We start from the raw sequence: 22,790 nt of genomic DNA on the forward strand, positions 1-22,790 counted from the left end.
ACTAAAGCAGCCATTTTCTGAAAGTGACTAGCCAGTCACGTTTACTTCACCCGTTTAAGCTATCTTTGAATATGTTCCGAACCCCAATTGCACCTTTCAATTCGCGCTTTAAAATCAACCACCAAAACTCATTGCTGGCCATTGGTTCTTGCTTTAGCGAAACCATTGGTAGCAGGTTAAAAAACAACAAGTTCGATATTGCGATCAATCCTTACGGAACACTCTTTAATCCTCTTTCTATTTTCAATGTGCTGGAAATGGGGCTCACAGAAAGCATGCTGCCAGAACACACCATTGTAAAGCAAAACGATGTTTTTTTGAGTCATTCGCTGCACTCCTCTATAAAGGCCGAATCTGTTAAGGCACTGCAGGAACAAGTGCAACAAACTAATGCTTCGGTCAGTGCCAGGTTAAAAACAGCCGATGTACTTATCCTCACGCTGGGGTCGGCTTGGGTTTACGAAATGAAAACGACCGATCAATTGGTTGCCAACTGTCACAAAGTACCTCAAAAGCAGTTCAACAAGCGCTTGCTGAATATTGAAGAAGTAGTCGCAGCATTCTTTGATATTAAGGAACAAATTGAGGCGGTTAACCCAAAAATTCAATTTGTTTTCACCGTTAGTCCTGTAAGACACACTAAAGACACTTTGCCACTCAATACAGTAAGCAAATCTACCCTAAGATTGATTTGCCACTATTTAGAAGAAATGACCGAGAATGTAAGCTACTACCCTTCATTCGAAATTATGATGGAAGATTTACGCGACTATCGTTTCTTCGAAAAAGACATGATTCACCCCAATGAGCAAGCAATAGACTACATTTGGGAGCATTTCGGCAACGCCTTTTTTACCAAGCAAACCCAAACACTGATAAAAAAGTGGGCTAAACTCCAACAGGCGCTTAGCCATAAGCCCTTCAACCCAGAAAGCGCAAGTCATCAAAAGTTTGTACAGAAAACCATTCAAAAATTAGAAGCTATCAGCGGGAACCTTCCTGTTTCTAAAGAAATTGAACAGCTAAAGCAGCAGCTTATATGAGTGACAAGAAATTCACCAATAAACTGGCAGAAACCAGTTCTCCGTACCTTTTACAACACGCCCACAATCCGGTTGACTGGCTGCCTTGGGGCCCTGAGGCCCTAACAAAGGCGAAACAAGAAGACAAACCCATTATTGTGAGCATTGGCTATTCTGCCTGCCATTGGTGCCATGTAATGGAGCGGGAAAGCTTCGAAAATGAAGACATTGCTGCCATTATGAACGCACACTTTGTATGCATTAAAGTTGACAGAGAAGAGCGTCCAGATGTGGACCAGGTATATATGGAAGCAGTGCATGCTATGGGGCTGCAAGGAGGCTGGCCGCTCAATGTGTTCCTTTTGCCAGATCAGCGTCCGTTTTATGGTGGTACTTACTTTCCGCCCAAAGGCTGGGCGCAGCTTTGCAACCAAATAGGCCGAGTGTTCAAAGAACAAAGAGCCGAGCTGGAAAAGTCGGCTGAAGGTTTTATGCGTAGCCTTGGGCAAGCAGAAGCTGAAAAGTACGGACTAACAGCCAACGACAGAAAGTTCACGAAGGCGCAACTCAACCAAATGTTTGCCAAGCATGCTGAGAACTTCGATTTAGTGAAAGGTGGAAACAATCGTGCACCCAAATTCCCAATGCCTTCGGTTTATAGATTTCTGCTTTTTGAAGGGCACTTAAACGATAATACGAAGGCAACTAACCATGCCCTCAACACACTTGATCAAATGGCTTGGGGTGGAATTTACGACCAAATTGGTGGTGGATTTACCCGTTATTCAACTGACATGGATTGGTTCGTTCCGCACTTTGAAAAGATGCTGTACGACAATGGGCAGCTTGTTACACTCTACTGCGAGGCTTATCAAAAAACTCAAAACCCACTTTACAAAAACACCATCTACCAAACCATTGACTGGCTAGCCAGAGAATTAACCGACAAATCTGGAGGGTTTTACTCGGCCTTAGATGCCGATAGCGAAGGCGAGGAAGGCAAGTTTTACCTATGGACAATGGAGGAGTTTGAGCAAATTTTAGGGCTCGATGCCGAACTGCTGATTGAGTACTACAACTTAACAGCCGGTAACTGGGAACCTGGCAAGAACATTCCATATCGAGCCATATCTGACGAAGAATTTGCCAAAATCCATCAGCTGGATTTGGAAGAACTGGATGACATTGTTCAGTCAGCGCACATTCGACTAATGGCGGTAAGAGACCAGCGTGTTCGCCCCGGCCTAGACGACAAAATACTAGCTGGCTGGAATGGCCTAATGCTTAAAGGACTTTGCGGTGCTTATGCCCTATTTGGCGAAGAAAAGTTCATCACTTTGGCCCGAAGTAATGCACACTTTCTTTGCGAGCAAATGATAAGTGATGATGGTCAGCTTTTCCGCACTCACAAAAATGGAAAAAGCACGATTGACGGGTACTTAGAGGACTATACCAGCGTAATTCAAGGCCTCACAGCCCTTTATCAAATCACATTCGACATACATTGGTTGCATATCGCAGAGAAGCTTACCGAAATTGCAGTTGACCAGTTTTACGATAACGCAGATGGGTTTTTCTTCTTTACTTCTAGCAAAAGCGAAAAACTCATTGCCCGAAAGAAAGAGATATTCGACAATGTAATTCCATCTTCGAATGCTATGATGGCCGAGGCCCTACTCGACTTGGGTATTCTTTTAGACAAAGAAGTGTGGGTTGAAATGGCCAAAGACATGACCAATCGAATGGACAGGATTTTGAACTTGGCTCCGCAAGACGTTTCCAATTGGTCGCGCGTAGCTGGGCGGCTGACTTACCCGACAGCAGAGATTGTAATTGTAGGCGATAAGCCTCAAGAAGAAGTACAAAAACTGGCCAAGCATTATATACCCAACAAAGTAGTTGCTGGTATGAAACCTGGTGAAAAATCCTCTCTGCCACTACTTGAAGGACGTACGGCAATTGATGGTCAACCCACCTTTTATTTGTGTTACAATAAAGCCTGCCAACTGCCCGTAAACAGTATTGATGCATTAATTGAACAAATCCGTTTGAGCGAGTCGCAATGACTCATTAAATTGCCCGAATAGCCCAAAAACTTGAGTTCATTACAGCTAAATCTTGATGCCCCAGAGAACGATGCAACGCTATTTGTAGATGTAGCGCTCCCTATTCCCATTCCGCAGTTGTACACCTACCGCGTGCCTGCTGAGTTTGAAGAATTGGCAAAGACGGGCATCCGCTGTATTGTGCAGTTTGGTCGCCAAAAGGTTGTTACGGGTGTAATTATGAAGGTGCATCATAAAGCACCAGAAATTTACACCGCCAAACCATTGCTCGATATTATGGATGCCGAGCCTGTACTTACTGAAACGCAGATTAAGTTTATGCAATGGCTGGCCAAATATTACATGGCCACTTTTGGCGAAGTTTTGAACGCTGCACTCCCTTCTGGGCTTAAGCTCAGTTCTGAATCGAGAATTCAGCTGCACCCAGATAATGACTGGAACGATAGCGACTACCCATTTGATGACAAGGAGTTGGTTTTACTCAATGCCTTAGAGTCGAACGACTCGCTGACCTATCGCGAGGCAGCCGATGCCCTAGAACTGAAAAGTGCTTACAAGTACATTAAGTCGCTGGTGCAAAAAGAAGTAATCATTATTTACGAAGAGCTCAAAGAAAAATACAAACCAAAAAAGGTTAAGAAAATCCGTCTGGTGGCTGAGCTCACCACTAACTCAGAAGACCTTGAAGCGGTTTTTCAGGCTTTGGAAAAAAAGCCAAAGCAAACAGATATTCTTCTTAAATATTTGCAGGAAGTTCCGGTTTATCAAAAGCCTGAACTGAATGAGTTTGGGATAGAAAAATCAGTTTTCACAGATGCTGGCTTCTCTACTTCATCGCTAAACACGCTGATCAAAAACAACATTCTCGAAGCCTTCGAAGTGATTGTTTCCCGTTTTGACGAGGCTTCCTCGCAAACACTAAAAACCATTAACCTAAGCGAACGCCAAGAACAAGCCAAAGCTGAAATACTAGCTCAGTTCGAAGAGAAAAGCACTGTGCTGCTCCATGGGGTTACCGGCAGTGGTAAAACGGAAATATACATTCAGCTGATAAAAGAAGTGGTAGACAGCGGCCAACAGGCCCTCTATCTACTACCAGAAATTGCCATAACAGCACAGATTGTAAATCGGCTTAAGGCAGTTTTTGGTGACCGAATGGGCGTTTTTCACTCCAAATTCTCAGACAATGAGCGCGTTGAAGTATGGCAAGGTTTACTCGATGGTCGATTCGATTTCATTATCGGTGTTCGCAGCGCTATTTTCTTGCCTTTCGCTCAACTGGGCTTAATTGTGGTTGACGAGGAGCATGAAAACTCCTACAAACAGTTCGATCCTGCACCTCGCTACCATGCACGAGACGCAGCATTGGTACTTGGGCACTTTCACCATGCTAAAACCATTTTGGGGAGTGCCACGCCTTCCATTGAGAGTTTTACCAATGCAAAACAAGACAAGTATGGCTTGGTAACGATAGCCGAGCGCTTTCATAATGCTGGTTTGCCAGAAATTAAAATTGCTGACATTGCCGAGGAAAAGAAGAAGAAAAAGGCTTTTGGTGACTTTACATCGGTGCTTATCAACGAACTGCGCGAAGTGCTGGAGCGAAAAGAACAAGCCATTATTTTCCAAAACCGCAGGGGCTATTCTAGCTATGTGAATTGCGATGATTGTGGCTATATTCCTACTTGTCATCGATGCGATGTTAGTCTTACTTACCACCAGTACAAGAATCAAGTTATCTGCCACTACTGTGGTCATAAAGAGGTGGTTCCTGTTACCTGCCCGGCTTGTGGCAGTACCAACATTCGTACAGTAGGCATAGGTACCGAAAAAATCGAGGAGGAACTAAAACTGCTTCTTCCAGAAGCGAAAATTCAGCGAATGGATTTGGAAACCACTCGCTCAAAGTACGCCTACCAAAACATTATTCACGACTTTGAAAAAGGCGAAATAGACATTTTGGTGGGCACCCAAATGGTAAGCAAAGGCCTAGACTTTGATAAAGTGAGTTTGGTTGGAGTCTTTGATATCGATCGGATGATTCATTTCCCAGACTTTCGTTCTCAGGAGCGCACTTTCCAACTGGTTACACAAGTGAGTGGCCGTGCCGGACGTAGGGAGAAAAAAGGTACCGTGGTTATTCAAACCCGCAACCCAGACCTACGCATTCTCGAGTGGATATGGGCGCACGATTACCATACCTTTTACAAGGCCGAAATGGAGGAACGAAACAGCTACAACTACCCTCCTTTTACCCGTATGATTCACCTACTGGTACGCAGCAAAGACAAGCAAAACACCCATATTGCCGCGGGCAAATTAGCGAATATGCTAAAGGAAGATATTGGTGGAAAAAGAGTTCTGGGACCTCAAGAGCCTATTATCAGCAAAATTCGAGACAAATACTTAATGGATATCTTTCTTAAGATTGAAAAGAAGTACAACATAGAATTCGTAAAAGAACGCATTGAAAACGCCAAGCTTGAATTGCTCAAGGATAAAGAGCTGAAAACAGTGGAAATCATTCCAGATGTAGACCCGAGTTAATCGGATTCAGCTATTCTCCCCCAACAATTACAACCTTAAAATGTGCTTAAAAAAGCATTAGTCCTTCTTCGGCTGATCATCTTCTAGTTCGTCTGAATCCTCCTCTTTAGGTTCATTCTCGGGCTCATCATTCATGCCTAAACCAGACTCCGCTTTCTTCCTTTCCGAATCCTCATGCTCTGCCAATTCATCCAGTATAGAAGGCCCATGGTCTTCCTCCTCTTCAGAACCGTCCTCATCGTCTCCCTCTCTTTGCAAGAAGTAAGAAATTTCACTATCACCTTCCGCTGAAATTGCAGGTTCAACTTCTTTCTTAGCCTCTTTATCATCACCAAACTTCACCAAGCCAATCGTCATCATGATACTCGTAACCACAATTACAATCAATATGATATCTGGCTGAAAAAGGTCAGACTGTATTTCTGCCGGAATGGAAAAGAAGAGTAGAATGGTAATCAAACCACGCGGTGTGATAAAAAATTCAGGTAGAATGGAATCCTCCTTGGTGTAAAATATCTTCAGCAGAATAAACCTAACGGCAAAGAAAACGGCAACAATACCAAGACTTATACCCAGTACCTGCAAGTTTAATAGTGCCTGAAGGTCGATAGTAGAACCGAAAACCACAAAGAAGAAGGTACGCACCACAAAGGCCGTTTCCCGCGTGACTAAGTGTAAATCTTTCAGGATTCCATTAATCGTTGACTGATCGATCCATTCCTTCATTTTCCCCACAAAAAACAGCTGGTTGTTGTTCAGTATAAGTCCAAAGATCAGGATGATTACCAAGGAAGAAAGGTGCAATTGCTTACCAATGGCGTACATCAAAACCAGCACTGCAATTAGCATAAATAGCTTCACATCCCCCTTTAGCCTTTGGAACATTAAGATCAACCCATAACCAAGGGCAATAGATACAATAATGGTGATCACGATATTACCTATCACACTATAGATCACCGCATTCGCATTTGTAGTATCTACATTTTCAACTACAAAGTAGAAGAACATGATACCCAGAATATCAGAAAAAGTACTCTCATAGATCATGAACTCCTTCTTCTTATTCACCAAATTCCCCACACTAGGAATCACGATAGCACTACTCACAATAGAAAGCGGAACAGCATACAACAAGGAGATCACGGGATCTTCGCGATAAAACTGGTTAATGATTAAGGAGATGATAAACGCACACCCAACCAGCGATATGAGCGCCATAAGGAATGACTTCCATATTATGGGCCACTTTTCCTTTGTCAACTCTAAGTCAATGGCCGCTTCCAGCACAATCATAATTAGCCCTACAATCCCGAGCACCTCCAACGTGCCCATTACATAACTATCTATCTTGAAGCCATATAGTTGCAATCCAAAATTGATACCCACACCCAGAATAATCAGTAAGATTACGCTCGGTACATTCGTTCGCTTAGAGATAAAATTGAAAATGTGTGAAAATATGATCACACATGAAAGGGCTATTATAATGTTATAAGCGTTCATTCAGTTCTTTAAAAAATGGAAAGAATCAGGCGTTTTCCGAGCCCAATTCTTTTAGTAATTTATCCACGTATAGCCAATCAAGCTTGTGAACCTCGTAATAGTTCAACATTTCTGTTAACCCAAAACGATCCATGATGTAATCGAGTCCCTCCTTAAACGTGGTATACTCAGAAAGCGTTTCTCCTTCTTTTAAATGGTCATGGTTGGCCAAATAATCAGCCATTAGCCCAATATGTTGCTCACTAAAAATCGGATAAACGGTAGGCTTATGGCTGTTGCAATACTCAGAGGCAAACTCCAAAAGTACTCGATCTTTTCCTCTGTAATGAAAATGAGCAATATTATTTACCACCTGAAGGTCTCCAACACCCAAATGCTCATCAATGTTCAATGACAGAATATGGTCTATGATCTCTTCGTGGCAAGCAAGGTCGTGAATCTGATAATGATTAAGCACACTAACCTTCTGTCGAACAGCTTCTTCAGTATTATTAAAAGCATGCTCGGCAAAGTACTCCAACTGCTTAACATCGCCTGTAAAAAAATCTTCACGGGCCTTTAAGCGTTGGGCGTATTCCTGTATTTTCTCACGAAAAGTGCTCATAGGTGCGGGTAAAATACAGATTACTAACCGAAAAAATCGACCATTAAAAAGAATTAATTTTAATCTAATGTGGTTATGCCGTTGCGATTTCTAAACAAAGCGAATAAATCGTACTTTTGCCAAACTTTTCTAAAACCTAGCGGTCTGTAGTAAAGTAGATATTGAAAAATCAAGAAATGGAAGATAAGTCAACTAAGATTTCAGAAGAATTATTGAAAGAAGTAGATGAGATTGGAGACAACCACATCATGACTTCCATAGAGACGCCAATGCGACCTGATGCCTTCGAAATGAGTAACGAAGAGAAGATCGAGAAGATTGAAAGTTATTTTGAAAAAATAATGCACACATTAGGCCTAGACCTAACTGACGATAGTTTAAAAGGCACTCCTAAAAGAGTGGCCAAATTATACATTAAAGACTTATTTAAGGGCTTAGACCCAGCCAATAAACCTTCAATGTCTACTTTCGAGAACAAGTATAACTACAACCAAATGCTGGTTGAAAAGAACATTACTTTGTACTCAAATTGTGAGCACCACTTTTTACCAATTGTGGGTAAAGCACACGTTGCCTACATTCCAAACGGCAGGGTAATTGGCCTATCTAAGATTAACAGAATTGTAGATTACTACGCCCGCAGACCGCAGGTACAAGAGCGCCTTGCACTGCAAGTGCTGAACGATCTAAAGCAAGCGCTTAACACGGAAGATGTTGCCGTTTACGTAGATGCAGAACACATGTGTATTAGCTCTCGTGGAGTATCGGACCAACACTCCTCTACCGTTACTGTTGAATACAGTGGCAAATTCAAAGAAGAAAATACCAAAAACGAATTCCTAACCTACATCAACGCACCGCTTAAATGAGCCTTTACGAACAGTACCCAATAAGTCTGTACAATAACCTAACAAAAGAAAAGGTAAAGTTTGAACCACTAACACCCGGCCGTGTAGGCATGTATGTGTGTGGACCAACCGTTTACAGCGATGTGCACTTGGGGAATGTTCGTACGTTTATGTCATTCGATGTGGTGTTTCGCTACCTGGCCTACCTTGGTTACAAGGTGCGCTATGTAAGAAACATTACAGATGTGGGTCACTTGGTGGGCGATGCTGACGAAGGTGAGGATAAGATTGCGAAAAAAGCGCGTCTAGAAGCCCTAGAGCCAATGGAGGTAGTACAAAAGTACACCAACGGCTTTCACGATGTAATGCGCCTCTTCAATATTTTGGAGCCGAGCATCGAGCCGACCGCTACCGGCCACATTGTAGAACAAATAGAATTCATTAAACAGATCATCGATAACGGCTATGCTTACGAAGCCAATGGCAATGTTTATTTCGATGTGAAAAAATATAACGAGGATCATCCTTACGGAGAGCTCTCTGGTAGAAATACAGAGGAGATGCTCTCGAATACACGCGAATTATCTGGTCAAGATGAAAAGCGTAATGGGCTTGATTTTGCCCTTTGGAAGAAAGCTGATGCAGGTCACCTTATGCGCTGGCCTTCACCTTGGGGAATTGGTTTCCCTGGCTGGCATCTGGAGTGCTCCGTAATGAGTACCAAGTACTTAGGAGAAAAATTTGACATTCACGGTGGTGGTATGGATTTAAAGTTCCCTCACCATGAAGCAGAAATTGCCCAGAATAAAGGCTGCTGCGGAAAAGGTGGAGCCAATTACTGGATTCACGGCAACATGCTCACTGTAAATGGTCGCAAAATGGCCAAAAGTGAAGGCAATGGGTTTACGCCAGAGCAACTGCTGACTGGCGATCATAAACTGTTGGAACGCGGTTATTCATCAATGACGGTTCGTTTCTTCATGCTTATGAGCCACTATGCCAGCACACTGGACTTCTCTAATGAGGCACTTCAGGCAGCAGAAAAAGGCTATAAAAGGTTAATGGCAAGCATTAATCTAATCGATAAATTGCCTGAAGCTGGTACTGGTAAAATTGACGAAGCAAAAACCGCTGAATTAAAAGCAAGCATTGAGAAGGCATTTGCGGATTTAAGCGATGACTTTAACACCGCAAAAGCAATTGCCTCATTGTTCGAAATCAGTACCTCAATCAATACGTTCTATCAAAATCCAAATCAATTAGCGGTAATAGACAAAGCTACTTTCGACTATGTGATCCAACATTTTAAAGGCATCATTTTCGATATATTGGGCTTGCAAAACGAAACTTCTGGCGGCCAAAATGCTGAGCTACTTGATGGCGTGATGAAAGTGGTGATAGAAATGCGTAAACAAGCCAAATTCGCTAAAAACTATGGCCTTTCTGACCAAATCAGAGACGATATGAAGGCGATTGGCATTCAAATTAAAGACGAAAAAGGGGGCGAAATGTCCTACAGCATAGACTAATTTTTTATGATTCTTTCAGGAAGAGAAATCAAGCGTGAAATGGGTAAAGGCATCAATATTGAGCCTTTTAACGAAACGCAAGTAAACCCAAACAGCTACAACCTTAAGCTCCACAACGAGCTAATGGTGTACACCAACCCCGTGTTGGACATGAAGCAGCCCAATCCGGTTGAAAGCCTTGTGATTCCTGAAGAAGGACTATTGCTGGAAACCAACAAACTATACTTGGGCAGAACCGTTGAAAAGACCGAAACCTCTAAGTACGTTCCGATGCTGGAAGGCCGCTCTTCTATCGGTCGTCTGGGCTTGTTCATCCACGTAACTGCCGGCTTTGGCGACATTGGTTTTAACGGCTACTGGACGCTTGAAATCTTCTGCGTGCAGCCTATCCGCATTTATGCAGGAGTTGACATCTGCCAGATATTCTACCACACCATTGAAGGAGACTTCGATACTTACTCAAGCGGCAAATACCAAAACAACGAAGGCATTCAAGCCAGTATGTTGTATAAGGACTTTAAGTGAGAAGTCTAGAAGTTCATGGTTCATAGGGTTTCCTATATCCGCTCTCTTTTTACCCTGAGCGCAGCCGAAGGGTCGACCAAGTGGCTTAGTTATCAGTAAACCAGTTCATTGTTCGAAGTGAACAAACCAGCATTGAACCATGAACTTAAATACTTCCCCCAGCCCTAAAGGGTGAATTCGTTAAACTCAAACCAACATTGAACTATGAACCATGAACCGGCCTACTAACCAATCCTATCCACAATTTCGCGGATGCGGTTAGCGCGGTTCATAAAGTCTTTCATGCCTTGTTGGTCTTTCGTTTTCAATAGCTTTTGAAACTGCTGTAGCTCTTCAATATAGGTTGAAAGACCTTCCAACAAATGCTTTCTATTCTGGGTGAAAATAGGCGCCCACATATCTGGTGAACTTTTAGCCAAACGTACGGTAGAAGCAAATCCGGATCCGGCCATTTCGAAAATATGCCGCTCCGACTTTTCCTTTCGCATTACGGCATTACTGAGTGCGAACGAAGTAATATGGCTTAAATGAGAAACGAAAGCCAAATGCAAGTCGTGCTCTGCTGGTGTCATGTAGGACACACCCATGTTCAGCACATCGCAAAGCCGCAAGAACAGGCTCTTATGCTCCTCTCCTGTTTTATCAGCTTCGCAAATGATCATTCGCTTTTGCTGAAAGAGTTCGGCAAAGGCTGCCTCCGGACCAGAATATTCCGTACCGGCAATTGGGTGCGCGGCCAGAAAACTTTTACGCATTGGATGCTCAGCAACGGCCTCGCAGATCGCCTCTTTTGTAGAACCAAAATCTACGATTAAACTGTTTTCCTTAGCGTAATCAAGCACCTCAGGCACGAGTCGAGTCAGTGCATCTACAGGGATTCCGAGCACTACCACATCAGCCCATTCCGTGGCTTCCTTTATGGACTTAGCCATATCAATCATGCCAATCTCTTGTGCTTTGCTAAGCGCTACCTCGGAGATATCTACACCGCAAACTTCAATGGTTTCATCCAAAGCCTTTTTTAAACCTAAAGCAAAAGAACCCGAGATCAGACCAACACCAACTAACGTTATTTTCATCTTAAATTCTTGAAATCGCCTCGTCTAGAATAGCTTCTGTACTACAAAGTGATATGCGCACATAATTTGCACCTTTTTCACCAAATATCACCCCTGGCGTTATGAAAACATTCTTTTCGTAAAGCAAGTCATCAACCAAAGCTTTGGCACTTTCAAACTTTTCTGGAATATGCGCCCAAATGAACATTCCCTGCTGATCAGTGCTATAGGTACAACCAATTTTATCGAGCAATTCGTAAGCCTTTACTCTTCTCGATTCATAAACAGCGTTCAATTCATCGAACCATTCTTGCCTCAGCTTTAGCGCTTCTGTGGCGGCAAGCATCATTGGTTTGAACATACCCGAATCTACATTGCTTTTCACCTTCAAAATAGTTTTGATGTAATCGGCCCTACCTGCAACCCAGCCCATGCGCCAGCCCGCCATATTGAACGATTTACTGAGTGAATTGAGCTCCAAAGCCACCTCTTTCGCTCCATTTACAGCGAGTAAACTCAGTGGTTGAGCCTTTGGCAAAATCATACTATACGGATTGTCATGACAAAGCAGTACACCACGCGCTTTTGCAAAGGCTACCAAACGTTCAAAAGTCTCCAATTGTGCTGAAGCTCCTGTTGGCATATGCGGATAATTGAGCCACATCAACTTCACTTTATCAGTATTCAGTTCTTCAAGAAAACGCCAGTCCGGTTGGTAGTTATTCATTTCGTCAAGTGGGTAAGTCACCACTTTGGCTTTGATCATTTGCGCAACGGCCGAATATGCCGGATAAGCCAATTCAGGCACCAACACCTCATCTCCTTCATCTAAAAAAGCCAATGAAATATGCGTAATCCCCTCCTTTGAGCCAATTAATGGTAACACCTCTTGTTCGGCATCTAAGTCTATTCCGTAAGCCCAATTATTCCATTCGGCAATGGCCTGTTTAAGCTCAGGAATCCCCACATACGACTGGTAACCGTGTACATCCGTTAATCCCGTAGTTTCCTTTAGCTTTTGTAGCACCTGCGGGGACGGCATACCATCGGGGTTACCAATACCCAAATTGAGCACCGGTTTGCCTTCAGCCATCATTTGGCGAATCTCCGCCAACTTCTCTGAGAAGTAATATTCCTTAACCGTATTAAGCCTTGATGAAGGTTGAATAATCATGCACTAAAGATTGGAAGGAATTGGCTGAGTTGAAAGACTCAAACTTAGTTTTGTTAAGCACTTCTTATATTTAAGCTTCAAAACAATTGCATGCAAACGATCACCCACAAAATCAACAATAGCACCTTCGTTGAGGTCTTGTCTGACGAACTAGTCATCAACACTATCGAAGATGGTACTGACCTTTTGGCAAACCTCTATTACCAAGGATTTGATGGCGTGATTTTTCATCAGCAAAATGTTACACCTACCTTCTTCGACCTGAAAACAAAAATGGCAGGTGAGCTACTACAAAAGGCTTCCAACTTCCGCATGCGTGTTATCATTATTGGTGATTTTGAACAAGTAGAAAGCAAAAGCTTACAGGACTTTATAAGAGAAAGTAATCGAGGAAACTTGGTGAATTTTGTGAGTAGTTTGAGTGAGGTTACCACCCCGCCCCACTCCTAAAACAGGAGGGGAATTAGAAAAAATAAAGACTAGCATGATAATTTAGCCAACCAAAATTCAAAGAAAATGCAACTCAAAAAAGTCCATCATATCGCCATTATTTGTAGCGACTATGCCATATCAAAGCATTTCTATACCGAAATACTAGGCTTGGAAGTGATTCGTGAAGTATACAGGAAGGAACGCGACTCTTACAAGCTTGACCTGGCACTCAATGGTGAGTATGTGATCGAACTATTTTCTTTTCCTGACCCGCCCAAACGGCCATCAAGACCTGAGGCACAAGGCCTTAGACACCTGGCCTTTGAGGTTAAAAACATTGAAAACGCCATAGAAGAACTGTCTTCAAAAGGTGTAGCACTAGAGCCTATCAGAGTGGATGAGTTTACTGGCAAGCGCTTCACCTTCTTTAGCGACCCTGATGATTTGCCGTTGGAGCTTTACGAGATATAGACTTTGGTAAAACCACCCCTAACCCCTCCTGAATCAGGAGGGGAATAAAGTTTTGGAGCATCACAGCAAAAGTATATCGCAATTAACCTTTGGTCACTTTACCTCTTCTTCACCCATTACTTATTAAATTACAACACTAAATATCATATCACCTCATGTCTTTCAAAACAGTAGCTCAATCGCAAATCACACTTACACAGTTAATGCTTCCATCGCACTCTAATTTTAGTGGAAAAATTCACGGTGGCTTTATCCTCAACCTAATGGACCAAGTGGCATTTGCCTGTGCGTCTAAGCATTCAGAGAACTACTGTGTAACGGCCTCTGTAAACCGAGTGGACTTCTTAAACCCGATTGAAGTTGGTGAGTTGGTTACCCTAAAGGCTTCTATTAACTACACCGGAAGAACCTCAATGGTAGTTGGCGTTCGTGTAGAATCAGAAAACATTCAGACCGGAAAAATCAAGCATTGTAACTCATCGTATTTTACCATGGTAGCCAAAGGCGATGACGGTAAAAACGTGCCTGTCCCTGGCCTAATTCTATTGGACGATGACAGTATAAGACGCTATGCTCGCAGTATTACCAGGCAAGAGCACGCCCGAGAACGAGGTGCAAGCTTTACACCTGAGGAGTTTGTTGCCAGCGAGCATCTTGAAATTATTGCGCAGCATAATGCTAAGATTGTTCGTGAAAACTAAACTGCAATAAAGAATAATTGACTAATTTCAGTCGACTCAATTCTAAACAGGCCGTTTAGCAACTCCCCTATTTTTACACATGAAAAAACTATTACTCATCCTTGCAGTTTGTGCATGCACTAAACTATATGCCCAAGAGAACAGCGACTACATCATCACATTAGCTTCGGACACCATTTATGGCGAGATTTTAAATGAAGATTGGGCTTCACTATCGAAGAAGATCACTTTTTATGACCAAGAGAGTAACGAATATAAATACACCTCAGATGACATCAAGGGCTATAATATCCAGGGTTACACCTTCGAACCTATTAATTATAGCGGATTCAACCTGCTTATTATGTCTAGCTTACCGAAGAGACACTTTATGCTAAAACTTGTGGATGGCAAAGCTAAACTTTATGCTCATTTCCCACTTACTACCGGTTCGAGCCCAAATGATGGAGAAGAACAGCTCCATCAGATCTTTGACTTGGATGAAGACAACTTCTACCTGGTATATGGTCATGAGGCAAGCGTTCGCATTTACAATGAAGAAGTCATTGATTATGAACGCCAGGTACTGTTTACTGATTGGCCAGATATACTTTCAGAAATCCCGAACAACTCCAGGTATCCAATTATAGATATGGTGAAATTATACAACTCTACGCCAGAAAAGAGGTATGACTTCAGTGAAATTAATAACCAAACCGACTCTGTTGATATTTATATTTTTAGAAACTTCAGAAACGAGGATGACCCTGTTGATCTTAAACTAAAAATAGGAAAACAAAGGCTACCTGATATTGGCAAGAAAGAGTACCTCCATGTCAGTCTCCCTGATACTTGGAGCTATTATTTGGATATAAAAGGTAAGCGCGTAAAAGGTTATTTGGAGTTCTTCGCCCGTAAAGACTCTCCGATTCTTTTAGAAATTGACGCTTACATTTTTGGAGAACCACACATTCGAGTAATTACGCCAGAGGAAGCATTGGAATACTACCTTCCTGAAGCGACAGAAATAAGGGTTAAGGATTAGAAGGGAAAAGAGGTGACTAAAGCACCGTCACTCCTTGGGTAGGAATGACGGTTCAAAAGTATTAGTCTCTAAAAACTCTCTCTTAGCTCGAAAGTCTTATTCATTTGATGAATCAGCTTATTCGATTCTGGAAAATTCAACGTTTGCTGACCATCAGAATAAGCTTCTTCCGGCTTTTCATGCGTTTCGTAAATCACGCCATCGGCACCAGCCATAATACTGGCCAAAGCGATTGGCGCCACATGGTGACGGATTCCGATACCGTGCGATGGATCGGCAATTACCGGCAAGTGTGTTTTCTCCTTTAACACGGCAATGGCATTCAGATCCATGGTATTTCGCGTAGCCTTTTCGTAAGTACGAATACCACGCTCACAAAGCAAAAGCCTTTCGTTACCTGCGCTAAACACATATTCAGCAGAATACAATAGCTCATCGATCGTACCTGAAATACCGCGTTTGATCATCACTGGTTTGTCAGTATTTTTACCCAATTCATCGAGCAAGTTGAAGTTTTGGGTATTACGCGCCCCCACCTGATAGATATCTACATATGGATCCATTTCTTCGATTTGCGATACTTGCATCACCTCGGTGATGATCTTAATACCAGCTTCTTTGGCCAGTTCGTACCACAGTTTAAGCCCATCGATGCCCATACCACGGAAAGAATAAGGTGAACTTCTCGGCTTGTAAACACCTCCACGCATAATTGAAATACCGTTCTCTTTCAGGTGCGCCAAAGTCTTTCTTATCTGGTCTTCACCTTCGATAGAACATGGCCCCGCCATGATCTGAAAACCACCTTCTTGGATCTTGATGCCATCACCTAAATCGATGTAGGTAGGATTCACCTTCCACTTACGCGATACTAATTTGTAATCGTCCGACACAATATGGATGTCTTTGATGCCATCCATGTAGCCGATAGCTCTGATATCAAAGTCCTTTTTACCAATACCAATCAGGTAATCGCCCTTCTGCGTCTTCACCTCAGTTGGCTTATACTTAAGCCCTTTCACGCGATTAATGATCGCTTCTTTTTGGCTGCTTGCTATTTCTTTTTCGAATTGTATTATCACTTTATTATAGTTATTCGTTGTTCGTTAATCGTTTAATGGATCGTTGTGAAGAGATTATCTATCACATAAGTTTCTAAAAGAAATACTTCTGATAGCTGTTATGAATTCTTCCTTAGTCCTCTTACTTAATTCAGTTCCATAAAAACCGAACTTTGTCACACCGTTGTCAGAAACGTTAATACTGTCAATATACACCCCGGTAAAAAGTCCAAGACTATCTATTGGAGTCACTAATTTGGCTTTAAAGCAGTCAATATCTACAGTTTCATAAGTATGCTTTATGTTGATTCTTCTTTCGAATAAGGAATCTATATCCGCTTCTTGATCAGCCTTCAGACCCTCCATATACACAAGGTTGTATTGAAACTCAACGTCTTCCTCCTCGGGATCAAAGGTATACCAACCTAAGTCATATACTAAAGTATCCCCCTCAGACGTAATAAGTCCCCCTACATCACTATCAATACCCTGCATTGATAAAGCCTTCCAGTCACTAGGCACATTGATCTGAAACTCACCATAATCAATATAGTGGGAATTCGAGCATGAGCCTAAAATGAGCAATGCTAAAGGCAACATCAACAGAAAGCGATTAACCAATAACCCCATTTACAAACTCATTTATATTTTTATCCAAATCCCCTTCCTGAGCAATGGCTTTGATAAAAGCCGAGCCGATAATGGCACCATTGGCGTTTGCGCAGGCTTTGTCGAAAGTTTCTTTGTTCGAAATTCCAAAACCAATCAAGGTTGGATTCTTCAAACTCATGGCTTTTACTCTGGCAAAGTAGGCCTCCTGATCGGTACTGATGCCCGTTTTAGCACCGGTTGTGCTTGCTGAAGAAACCATGTAAATAAAGCCTTTGGAGTTATTATCAATCTCTCGAATTCGTGCTTCTGAAGTCTGTGGCGTAATCAAAAAGATGTTCAACAAACCATGTGCATCGAATACCGGCTTATATACTTCCATGTACTCGAACATTGGTAGGTCGGGCAAAATGAGTCCATCTACGCCAACCTCTTGGCACCTTTTGCAAAATGCTTCCACACCGTATTGAACTATTGGGTTGATGTAGCCCATTAGCACCACAGGAATGTTTACCGTCTGGCGCAATTCAGCCAATTGCTCAAAGAGCAACTTCACCGTCATGCCATTGGCTAGTGCTACGCCATTGCTTTCCTGAATGGTCGGTCCATCAGCCACAGGGTCGGAAAACGGAATTCCCACCTCGATCAGGTCAGCGCCAGATTTTTCCAGCGACTGCATAATACCGAGTGTGTCGTCTAGCTTTGGATAACCAGCCGTAAAATACACATTCAGTACGCGCTCGGGCTTGGTTTCAAAAAGTTTTTCTATTCTGTTCATTATCGTATTTCTTCTTTAATCGGTCATTCGTTTTGTGAATGACTTTCATGGGCCTCATCCCTGCCTTCCGTCAGGCAGGCCTGCCTTCTCCAAAAGGAGAAGGAGTTAATGGTGTTCACAAAACCGAATAAATTCACCTAAGTGTCTCAATACTCAGTACTCGATACCCAATACTTTTTAGTATTTCCCCCATTTAATGTACGTCTCCAAGTCTTTGTCGCCACGACCAGAAAGGTTCACCACCACAACATCGCTTGGCTTAAACTCCATTTTCTCTAGTGCCGCAAAAGCGTGTGCCGACTCAATAGCTGGAATAATGCCTTCCAATCGGCTCAACTCTACACCTGCCACCATGGCTTCTTCATCGGTTACGCTATGGAACTGCGCCCGTCCCGACTCGAACAAATGTGCATGCACAGGGCCAATCCCAGGATAATCGAGCCCGGCAGAAATAGAATATGGCTCTACCACCTGACCGTCTTCAGTTTGCATCAAAAGAGTTTTGCTACCGTGTAGTACGCCAGGCTTTCCTAAAACCGTAGTCGCTGCTGACTCGCCAGAGTCGTTACCCAAACCTGCTGCTTCAACCGCAACCAGATTCACATCGTTATCCTCATAAAAGTTATAGAAAGCTCCCGCTGCGTTGCTTCCACCGCCCACACAGGCAATCACATAATCTGGCAGTTCAGTGCCTTCCTTTTCTAACAATTGCTTTCTTATCTCGGCACTGATAACCGACTGAAAACGAGCAACCATTTCTGGATAAGGATGCGGTCCCACCACCGAACCGATGATGTAATGCGTATCGCTCGGGTTGTTGATCCAGTGACGCATAGCTTCGTTGGTAGCATCTTTCAAAGTTTTGCTACCCGACTTGGCCGGACGCACCTCAGCACCTAAAATGCGCATGCGTTCCACATTTGGCTTTTGGCGTGCCATGTCGATTTCGCCCATATAAACGATGCACTCCACGCCCATTAAAGCACAAACCGTGGCGGTTGCTACACCATGTTGGCCCGCTCCGGTTTCGGCTATAATTTTCTTTTTACCCAAACGCTGGGCTAGTAAGATCTGCCCGATGGTGTTGTTCACTTTATGCGCACCTGTGTGGCATAGGTCTTCGCGCTTCAGGTAAATCTTCGCACCATATTTATCGGAAAGACGCTCAGCATGATACAATGGCGTTGGCCTGCCTACATAGTCCTTTAACAGTTGTTGAAACTGCTTTTGGAATACAGCATCTTCGGTGATTTGCTCGTAATTCTCCCGAAGCTCCTCAATATTTGGGTAAAGCATTTCGGGGATGTAAGCACCTCCGAAATTTCCGTAATACCCGTTTTTATCAACTTTTACGTTCATATTCTATTTCTTTAAGTCGTGATGCGACTATTAAAATCCTCCCTGTAGTCCCTCCAGAGGGACATACTAGATTTCCCGTTTTTAGGCTATAGCCTTTTTCAGTTCTCTCACCCGTTCAACATCCTTAAGTCCTGGCTCCAACTCAAATTTGGAGTTTACATCTATGGCATGAAGATTCATTCCCTTCAATTCATCCAGTTTTTCGATGTTCTCCAAATCGATTCCTCCGCTAAGTAAAAACGGAACTGACTGATCATACGCCTCAAGTACTTTCCAGTCGAAAGTGATGCCATTTCCTCCTCTTTCTTTTCCCTTCGTATCGAATAGAAAGAAGTCGACAAAGGATTTATATGGCTTCAACTGGCTGAAATCAAAGGCTTCATTTCCCACAGAAAACACCTTGATCACTTTGATACCATCGGCATACAGTTCTCCCACATACTCTACCGACTCATCGCCATGCAACTGTACATAATCGAGCTTGTACTTGCGCACAATAGCCCTTAGCGAATCGAGCGGTTCATTCACAAAAACGCCAACCTTTTGAGTGGTTTCAGGGAAACTCAATAAAAGCTGCACATCTAAGTCGTTGCCCACATTTCGTGGCGACTTTTCAAAAAAGATAAAGCCCATATAATCCGGTTGGAGTTTTAGCAACTCACGGATGTTTTGGGAATCTCTCATGCCGCAAACCTTTAATTTCATCAGTTATCAGTTTATCGGAGAATCGGAAAACAGTTCGCCCTGTTTAACCGATTTCCAGTTTCTGTTTTTCTATCTTTTCAATAAACTCCGCTGCTGCTCTTTCTGGTCGGCTCGATTTCATAAAGGTTTCGCCAATCAAAAAGCCTTGAAAACCGCATGCTTTTAAGTCGATAATGGTTTCTGGATCGCTAATACCGCTTTCCGATATCTTCACGAATTCATTCGGAATCTTATCCACCAATGCTTTAGAAGTTTCAATTGTAGTTTCGAAAGTTTTGAGGTTTCTATTATTCACTCCAACTACATCCAAATGTTCATTCAGGTTGTTTTCCAACTCAGCCTCGTTATGCACTTCCATTAGCACCTCTAAACCAAAAGACTTGGCGAATGCAGCCAGCTCCTTCAATCGCTTTGGCTCTAAAGCAGCCGCGATAAGCAAAATGGCATCAGCACCAATAGACTTTGCCTCCACGATCTGGTATTCGTCTATAATGAAGTCTTTGCGCAGCACTGGGCAGAAGTTAAATTTTCTGGCGGTACTTAAGTCTTCATTCGAACCACCGAAGAACTCTTTATCGGTAAGTACAGAAAGTGCCGAAGCGCCAGCCTGCATGTAGCCGATGGTTGTGCGCTCTACCTTAGCATGTGCGTTGATAACACCCTTTGATGGCGACTGACGCTTGAATTCAGCAATAATACCCGACTTATCCTCGCGTGTAATGTATCGCTTAAGTGAAATGGTTCGCCCTTCGAAATAAGTGCTTTTCTCAAGCAATTTTTCAGGATAAAGCGACTGTTTGTCAGCTACTTCCTTTTCCTTTTGAGCGATGATTTTTTGTAGTATATCCATGTTTTGTCAATGGTCAATAGTCAATGGACAATCGACTCGTTTATAATTCCAATATTCTTCTAAATGTTTTTAATGCTTTGCCACTTTTGAGGGCTTCTTTGGCCATGCCAATGGCATCATCGGTGCTTACGCCTTTGCCACACTGAATGGCCATAGCTGCATTGGCTATCACCACTTCATTCTGTGGCTTTGTTCCTTCACCCTTCAATATGTTTTCGAAAATCTTGGCCGACTCTTCTACAGTTTGTCCACCGAAAATTTCTTCAGCCTTTATAGTTGAAAGGCCAATCCGTTCAGGACTTATGATTTCTTCCTGACCGTTACTAATTTTCTTAAATGAACCGGTCAGCGATATCTCATCGTAACCATCCAGTGCATGGAGGATCACGAATTTCTTATCTGTTTTTTGGTACAGGTAACCGTAAAGCCTTGCTAGTTCCAAACTAAAAACGCCTACCAATTGCTTCTTCGGGAATGATGGGTTTACCATCGGCCCAAGCATGTTAAAGAAGGTTTTCACACCCAATTCTCTACGAATCGGTGCTACATTCTTCATGGCTGGGTGAAATAATGGCGCGTGTAAAAAGCATAGCCCACATTCATCAAGGCTCTTCTTGATTTTGTCAATATCGCTGGTGAATTGATAGCCGAAATGCGCCATTAGGTTAGAAGAACCCGACACTGAAGAAACGCCATTGTTTCCGTGCTTAGCCACATGCTGTCCGGCTGCAGCCACAATAAATGAAGACAGCGTAGAGATGTTGAAGGTATTCTTTCCGTCACCGCCAGTTCCGCAAAGGTCTATTGCATCGTATTCAGGAATTTCTACCGGAATACAAAGGTCGAGCATGGCATCGCGAAAGCCTTCCAATTCTTCTACCGTGATGCTACGCATAAGGTACACGGTAAGGAAAGATGCTACCTGACTTTGGTTGTATTTTCCTTGCGCCAGATTGATCAGAATCTCCTTTGCAGTGCCCTTTTCCAGCGTTTTATATTCAATAAGTTGGTTTAGTATTTCTTTCATTTCTTTAGTTTCATGCTTTAATAGCTAAACTTAAAATTAGAGCTCACCTCATTCATAAAGCCCCCATCTCTTATCTTCCCCCAGGGAGGAAGACGATACCCGCTACAAGATTTTTGCAGACTTTGTCCACACTTGCAGTTGGCTAAGCCCCTCTCCTTGGAGAGGGGTTTGGGGTGAGGCTTTTAAAAGTATTTCTTTCATTTCTTTAGTTATCAGTTATTCGGGGTTACGAATAACCATTAACTATTCACCCATTAACCAGTTTTTAAGTAATTGATGCCCATGCTCTGTCATGATAGATTCTGGATGGAACTGCACACCTTTTACGTCATATTCTTTGTGGCTAATCGCCATGATCTCTCCGAATTCATCTACAGCAGTAACTAACAAGTCATCTCCCAAATTTGCTTTGTCAACATTCCAACTATGGTAGTGGCAAATGGTGTATTCTTCAGGAATATGCTTGAACAAACGATCTCCTTTTTCTGTCACTTTCACCTGGCTAGAAACACCATGCAAGACTTCAGGCATATTGTAAAGCTTAGAGCCATACACTTCGCTAATCGCCTGATGCCCGAGGCAAACACCTAGAATACTCTTTGTAGGCCCGTAGGTTTTGATCACCTCTAGCAGTATACCTGCCTCCTCCGGAATTCCTGGCCCGGGCGACAGTAATATCTTGTCGTACTTGGCTACATCTTCCAGTGCAATTTGGTCGTTGCGGTAAACATCCATTTCCGCAGCATGCCCAAGCTCCTTAAGGTAGTGCACCAAGTTATAGGTGAATGAATCGTAATTATCTAGTACTAATATTTTCATTGTTTCGCTTTGCTCTGGTTATCAGTTAATCGGCAATCAGAAATCAGTTAAATAGATTACCGCTTGGCTGAATTC

22 protein-coding genes are annotated in these 22,790 nt (G+C 42.8%); 10 read left to right on the plus strand and 12 right to left on the minus strand.

Going from position 1 to position 22,790, the window contains the following annotated elements; translation table 11 throughout:
• The first annotated feature begins 71 nt into the window (after positions 1-71).
• The 3 genes from BMW98_RS14225 to priA are packed head-to-tail and all read left to right on the plus strand — an operon-like array spanning position 72 to position 5,635.
• Positions 72-1,043 (plus strand): GSCFA domain-containing protein, encoded by a 972-nt coding sequence (locus BMW98_RS14225; protein ID WP_090259251.1) that lies wholly within the window; start codon positions 72-74, stop codon positions 1,041-1,043.
• Complete coding sequence (locus BMW98_RS14230; protein WP_090259252.1) at positions 1,040-3,088, plus strand: thioredoxin domain-containing protein; 2,049 nt, start codon at positions 1,040-1,042, stop codon at positions 3,086-3,088. The genes BMW98_RS14225 and BMW98_RS14230 overlap by 4 nt, the downstream gene beginning before the upstream one ends.
• A 30-nt stretch (positions 3,089-3,118) precedes the next feature.
• Positions 3,119-5,635 carry a replication restart helicase PriA gene (gene priA / locus BMW98_RS14235; protein ID WP_090259253.1) on the plus strand — a complete coding sequence of 839 codons (2,517 nt, stop codon included), beginning with the start codon at positions 3,119-3,121 and terminating at the stop codon, positions 5,633-5,635.
• 57 nt (positions 5,636-5,692) lie between these two features.
• Here priA and BMW98_RS14240 read toward each other — a convergent pair whose 3' ends face one another.
• Positions 5,693-7,141 (minus strand): cation:proton antiporter domain-containing protein, encoded by a 1,449-nt coding sequence (locus BMW98_RS14240; RefSeq protein ID WP_090259254.1) that lies wholly within the window; start codon positions 7,139-7,141, stop codon positions 5,693-5,695.
• A gap of 25 nt (positions 7,142-7,166) precedes the next feature.
• Entirely contained in the window at positions 7,167-7,745 is a 579-nt protein-coding gene (locus BMW98_RS14245; RefSeq protein WP_090259255.1) for a hypothetical protein, read from the minus strand.
• A 176-nt stretch (positions 7,746-7,921) separates the two neighbouring features.
• Between BMW98_RS14245 and folE the strand changes: the two genes are divergently transcribed.
• The 3 genes from folE to dcd are packed head-to-tail and all read left to right on the plus strand — an operon-like array spanning position 7,922 to position 10,647.
• Positions 7,922-8,614 carry a GTP cyclohydrolase I FolE gene (gene folE, locus BMW98_RS14250; RefSeq protein WP_090259475.1) on the plus strand — a complete coding sequence of 231 codons (693 nt, stop codon included), beginning with the start codon at positions 7,922-7,924 and terminating at the stop codon, positions 8,612-8,614.
• On the plus strand, positions 8,611-10,122 hold the full coding sequence (gene cysS, locus BMW98_RS14255; protein WP_090259257.1) for a cysteine--tRNA ligase: 1,512 nt from the start codon (positions 8,611-8,613) through the stop codon (positions 10,120-10,122). Before folE ends, cysS begins: the two co-directional genes overlap by 4 nt.
• 6 nt (positions 10,123-10,128) lie before the next feature.
• Complete coding sequence (gene dcd, locus BMW98_RS14260) at positions 10,129-10,647, plus strand: dCTP deaminase (protein WP_090259258.1); 519 nt, start codon at positions 10,129-10,131, stop codon at positions 10,645-10,647.
• Positions 10,648-10,871: 224 nt separating this feature from the next.
• Here the strand turns inward: dcd and BMW98_RS14265 are convergent, their stop codons facing one another.
• Together BMW98_RS14265 and BMW98_RS14270 are read right to left on the minus strand one after the other, a co-directional pair.
• Positions 10,872-11,726: a prephenate dehydrogenase gene (locus BMW98_RS14265; RefSeq protein WP_090259260.1), complete on the minus strand. Its 855-nt coding sequence runs from the start codon at positions 11,724-11,726 to the stop codon at positions 10,872-10,874.
• A gap of 1 nt (position 11,727) precedes the next feature.
• A complete protein-coding gene (locus BMW98_RS14270; RefSeq protein ID WP_090259261.1) occupies positions 11,728-12,879 on the minus strand; it encodes a pyridoxal phosphate-dependent aminotransferase in 1,152 nt (383 codons plus the stop codon).
• A 90-nt stretch (positions 12,880-12,969) separates the two neighbouring features.
• On the opposite strand from BMW98_RS14270, the gene BMW98_RS14275 reads away from it, so the two are divergent.
• From BMW98_RS14275 to BMW98_RS14290, 4 genes are all read left to right on the plus strand, one after another.
• Positions 12,970-13,329 (plus strand): DUF4180 domain-containing protein, encoded by a 360-nt coding sequence (locus tag BMW98_RS14275; protein ID WP_090259262.1) that lies wholly within the window; start codon positions 12,970-12,972, stop codon positions 13,327-13,329.
• 66 nt (positions 13,330-13,395) lie between these two features.
• Positions 13,396-13,782 (plus strand): SMU1112c/YaeR family gloxylase I-like metalloprotein, encoded by a 387-nt coding sequence (gloA2, locus tag BMW98_RS14280; protein ID WP_090259263.1) that lies wholly within the window; start codon positions 13,396-13,398, stop codon positions 13,780-13,782.
• A 155-nt stretch (positions 13,783-13,937) separates the two neighbouring features.
• Complete coding sequence (locus tag BMW98_RS14285; protein WP_090259264.1) at positions 13,938-14,483, plus strand: acyl-CoA thioesterase; 546 nt, start codon at positions 13,938-13,940, stop codon at positions 14,481-14,483.
• 79 nt (positions 14,484-14,562) lie between these two features.
• Positions 14,563-15,507, plus strand: coding sequence for a hypothetical protein (locus tag BMW98_RS14290; protein WP_090259265.1), 945 nt, complete (start codon positions 14,563-14,565; stop codon positions 15,505-15,507).
• Between the two features lie 68 nt (positions 15,508-15,575).
• Here the strand turns inward: BMW98_RS14290 and aroF are convergent, their stop codons facing one another.
• From aroF to BMW98_RS14330, 8 genes are all read right to left on the minus strand, one after another.
• Positions 15,576-16,589: a 3-deoxy-7-phosphoheptulonate synthase gene (aroF, locus tag BMW98_RS14295; protein WP_090259266.1), complete on the minus strand. Its 1,014-nt coding sequence runs from the start codon at positions 16,587-16,589 to the stop codon at positions 15,576-15,578.
• Positions 16,590-16,643: 54 nt separating this feature from the next.
• Positions 16,644-17,198, minus strand: a complete 555-nt coding sequence (locus tag BMW98_RS14300) for a hypothetical protein (RefSeq protein WP_090259267.1) — start codon at positions 17,196-17,198, stop codon at positions 16,644-16,646.
• A complete protein-coding gene (trpA, locus tag BMW98_RS14305; RefSeq protein WP_090259269.1) occupies positions 17,182-17,955 on the minus strand; it encodes a tryptophan synthase subunit alpha in 774 nt (257 codons plus the stop codon). The genes BMW98_RS14300 and trpA overlap by 17 nt, the downstream gene beginning before the upstream one ends.
• Positions 17,956-18,132: 177 nt before the next feature.
• Positions 18,133-19,314 carry a tryptophan synthase subunit beta gene (trpB, locus tag BMW98_RS14310; protein ID WP_090259270.1) on the minus strand — a complete coding sequence of 394 codons (1,182 nt, stop codon included), beginning with the start codon at positions 19,312-19,314 and terminating at the stop codon, positions 18,133-18,135.
• Between the two features lie 81 nt (positions 19,315-19,395).
• A complete protein-coding gene (locus tag BMW98_RS14315; protein WP_090259271.1) occupies positions 19,396-20,019 on the minus strand; it encodes a phosphoribosylanthranilate isomerase in 624 nt (207 codons plus the stop codon).
• A gap of 43 nt (positions 20,020-20,062) precedes the next feature.
• Positions 20,063-20,869 (minus strand): indole-3-glycerol phosphate synthase TrpC, encoded by an 807-nt coding sequence (gene trpC, locus BMW98_RS14320; RefSeq protein ID WP_090259272.1) that lies wholly within the window; start codon positions 20,867-20,869, stop codon positions 20,063-20,065.
• 40 nt (positions 20,870-20,909) lie between these two features.
• Positions 20,910-21,896 carry an anthranilate phosphoribosyltransferase gene (gene trpD / locus BMW98_RS14325; protein ID WP_090259273.1) on the minus strand — a complete coding sequence of 329 codons (987 nt, stop codon included), beginning with the start codon at positions 21,894-21,896 and terminating at the stop codon, positions 20,910-20,912.
• Between the two features lie 243 nt (positions 21,897-22,139).
• Positions 22,140-22,715, minus strand: a complete 576-nt coding sequence (locus BMW98_RS14330) for an anthranilate synthase component II (RefSeq protein WP_090259274.1) — start codon at positions 22,713-22,715, stop codon at positions 22,140-22,142.
• Positions 22,716-22,790: the final 75 nt, after the last annotated feature.

The organism is Roseivirga pacifica, from assembly GCF_900111145.1.
Taxonomy (GTDB): Bacteria; Bacteroidota; Bacteroidia; order Cytophagales; family Cyclobacteriaceae; genus Roseivirga; species Roseivirga pacifica.

Excerpts from the sequence above, each read along its gene's own strand:
- BMW98_RS14290 (WP_090259265.1), top strand. The coding sequence starts at position 14,563 with ATGAAAAAACTATTACTCATCCTTGCAGTTTGTGCATGCACTAAACTA.
- BMW98_RS14330 (WP_090259274.1), bottom strand. The coding sequence starts at position 22,715 with ATGAAAATATTAGTACTAGATAATTACGATTCATTCACCTATAACTTG.
- trpA (WP_090259269.1), bottom strand. The coding sequence starts at position 17,955 with ATGAACAGAATAGAAAAACTTTTTGAAACCAAGCCCGAGCGCGTACTG.
- BMW98_RS14240 (WP_090259254.1), bottom strand. The coding sequence starts at position 7,141 with ATGAACGCTTATAACATTATAATAGCCCTTTCATGTGTGATCATATTT.
- BMW98_RS14315 (WP_090259271.1), bottom strand. The coding sequence starts at position 20,019 with ATGAAATTAAAGGTTTGCGGCATGAGAGATTCCCAAAACATCCGTGAG.
- BMW98_RS14285 (WP_090259264.1), top strand. The coding sequence starts at position 13,938 with ATGTCTTTCAAAACAGTAGCTCAATCGCAAATCACACTTACACAGTTA.
- dcd (WP_090259258.1), top strand. The coding sequence starts at position 10,129 with ATGATTCTTTCAGGAAGAGAAATCAAGCGTGAAATGGGTAAAGGCATC.
- trpC (WP_090259272.1), bottom strand. The coding sequence starts at position 20,869 with ATGGATATACTACAAAAAATCATCGCTCAAAAGGAAAAGGAAGTAGCT.
- gloA2 (WP_090259263.1), top strand. The coding sequence starts at position 13,396 with ATGCAACTCAAAAAAGTCCATCATATCGCCATTATTTGTAGCGACTAT.
- BMW98_RS14225 (WP_090259251.1), top strand. The coding sequence starts at position 72 with ATGTTCCGAACCCCAATTGCACCTTTCAATTCGCGCTTTAAAATCAAC.
- BMW98_RS14300 (WP_090259267.1), bottom strand. The coding sequence starts at position 17,198 with ATGGGGTTATTGGTTAATCGCTTTCTGTTGATGTTGCCTTTAGCATTG.
- BMW98_RS14230 (WP_090259252.1), top strand. The coding sequence starts at position 1,040 with ATGAGTGACAAGAAATTCACCAATAAACTGGCAGAAACCAGTTCTCCG.
- BMW98_RS14270 (WP_090259261.1), bottom strand. The coding sequence starts at position 12,879 with ATGATTATTCAACCTTCATCAAGGCTTAATACGGTTAAGGAATATTAC.
- trpD (WP_090259273.1), bottom strand. The coding sequence starts at position 21,896 with ATGAAAGAAATACTAAACCAACTTATTGAATATAAAACGCTGGAAAAG.
- cysS (WP_090259257.1), top strand. The coding sequence starts at position 8,611 with ATGAGCCTTTACGAACAGTACCCAATAAGTCTGTACAATAACCTAACA.
- BMW98_RS14245 (WP_090259255.1), bottom strand. The coding sequence starts at position 7,745 with ATGAGCACTTTTCGTGAGAAAATACAGGAATACGCCCAACGCTTAAAG.
- BMW98_RS14275 (WP_090259262.1), top strand. The coding sequence starts at position 12,970 with ATGCAAACGATCACCCACAAAATCAACAATAGCACCTTCGTTGAGGTC.
- trpB (WP_090259270.1), bottom strand. The coding sequence starts at position 19,314 with ATGAACGTAAAAGTTGATAAAAACGGGTATTACGGAAATTTCGGAGGT.
- BMW98_RS14265 (WP_090259260.1), bottom strand. The coding sequence starts at position 11,726 with ATGAAAATAACGTTAGTTGGTGTTGGTCTGATCTCGGGTTCTTTTGCT.
- folE (WP_090259475.1), top strand. The coding sequence starts at position 7,922 with ATGGAAGATAAGTCAACTAAGATTTCAGAAGAATTATTGAAAGAAGTA.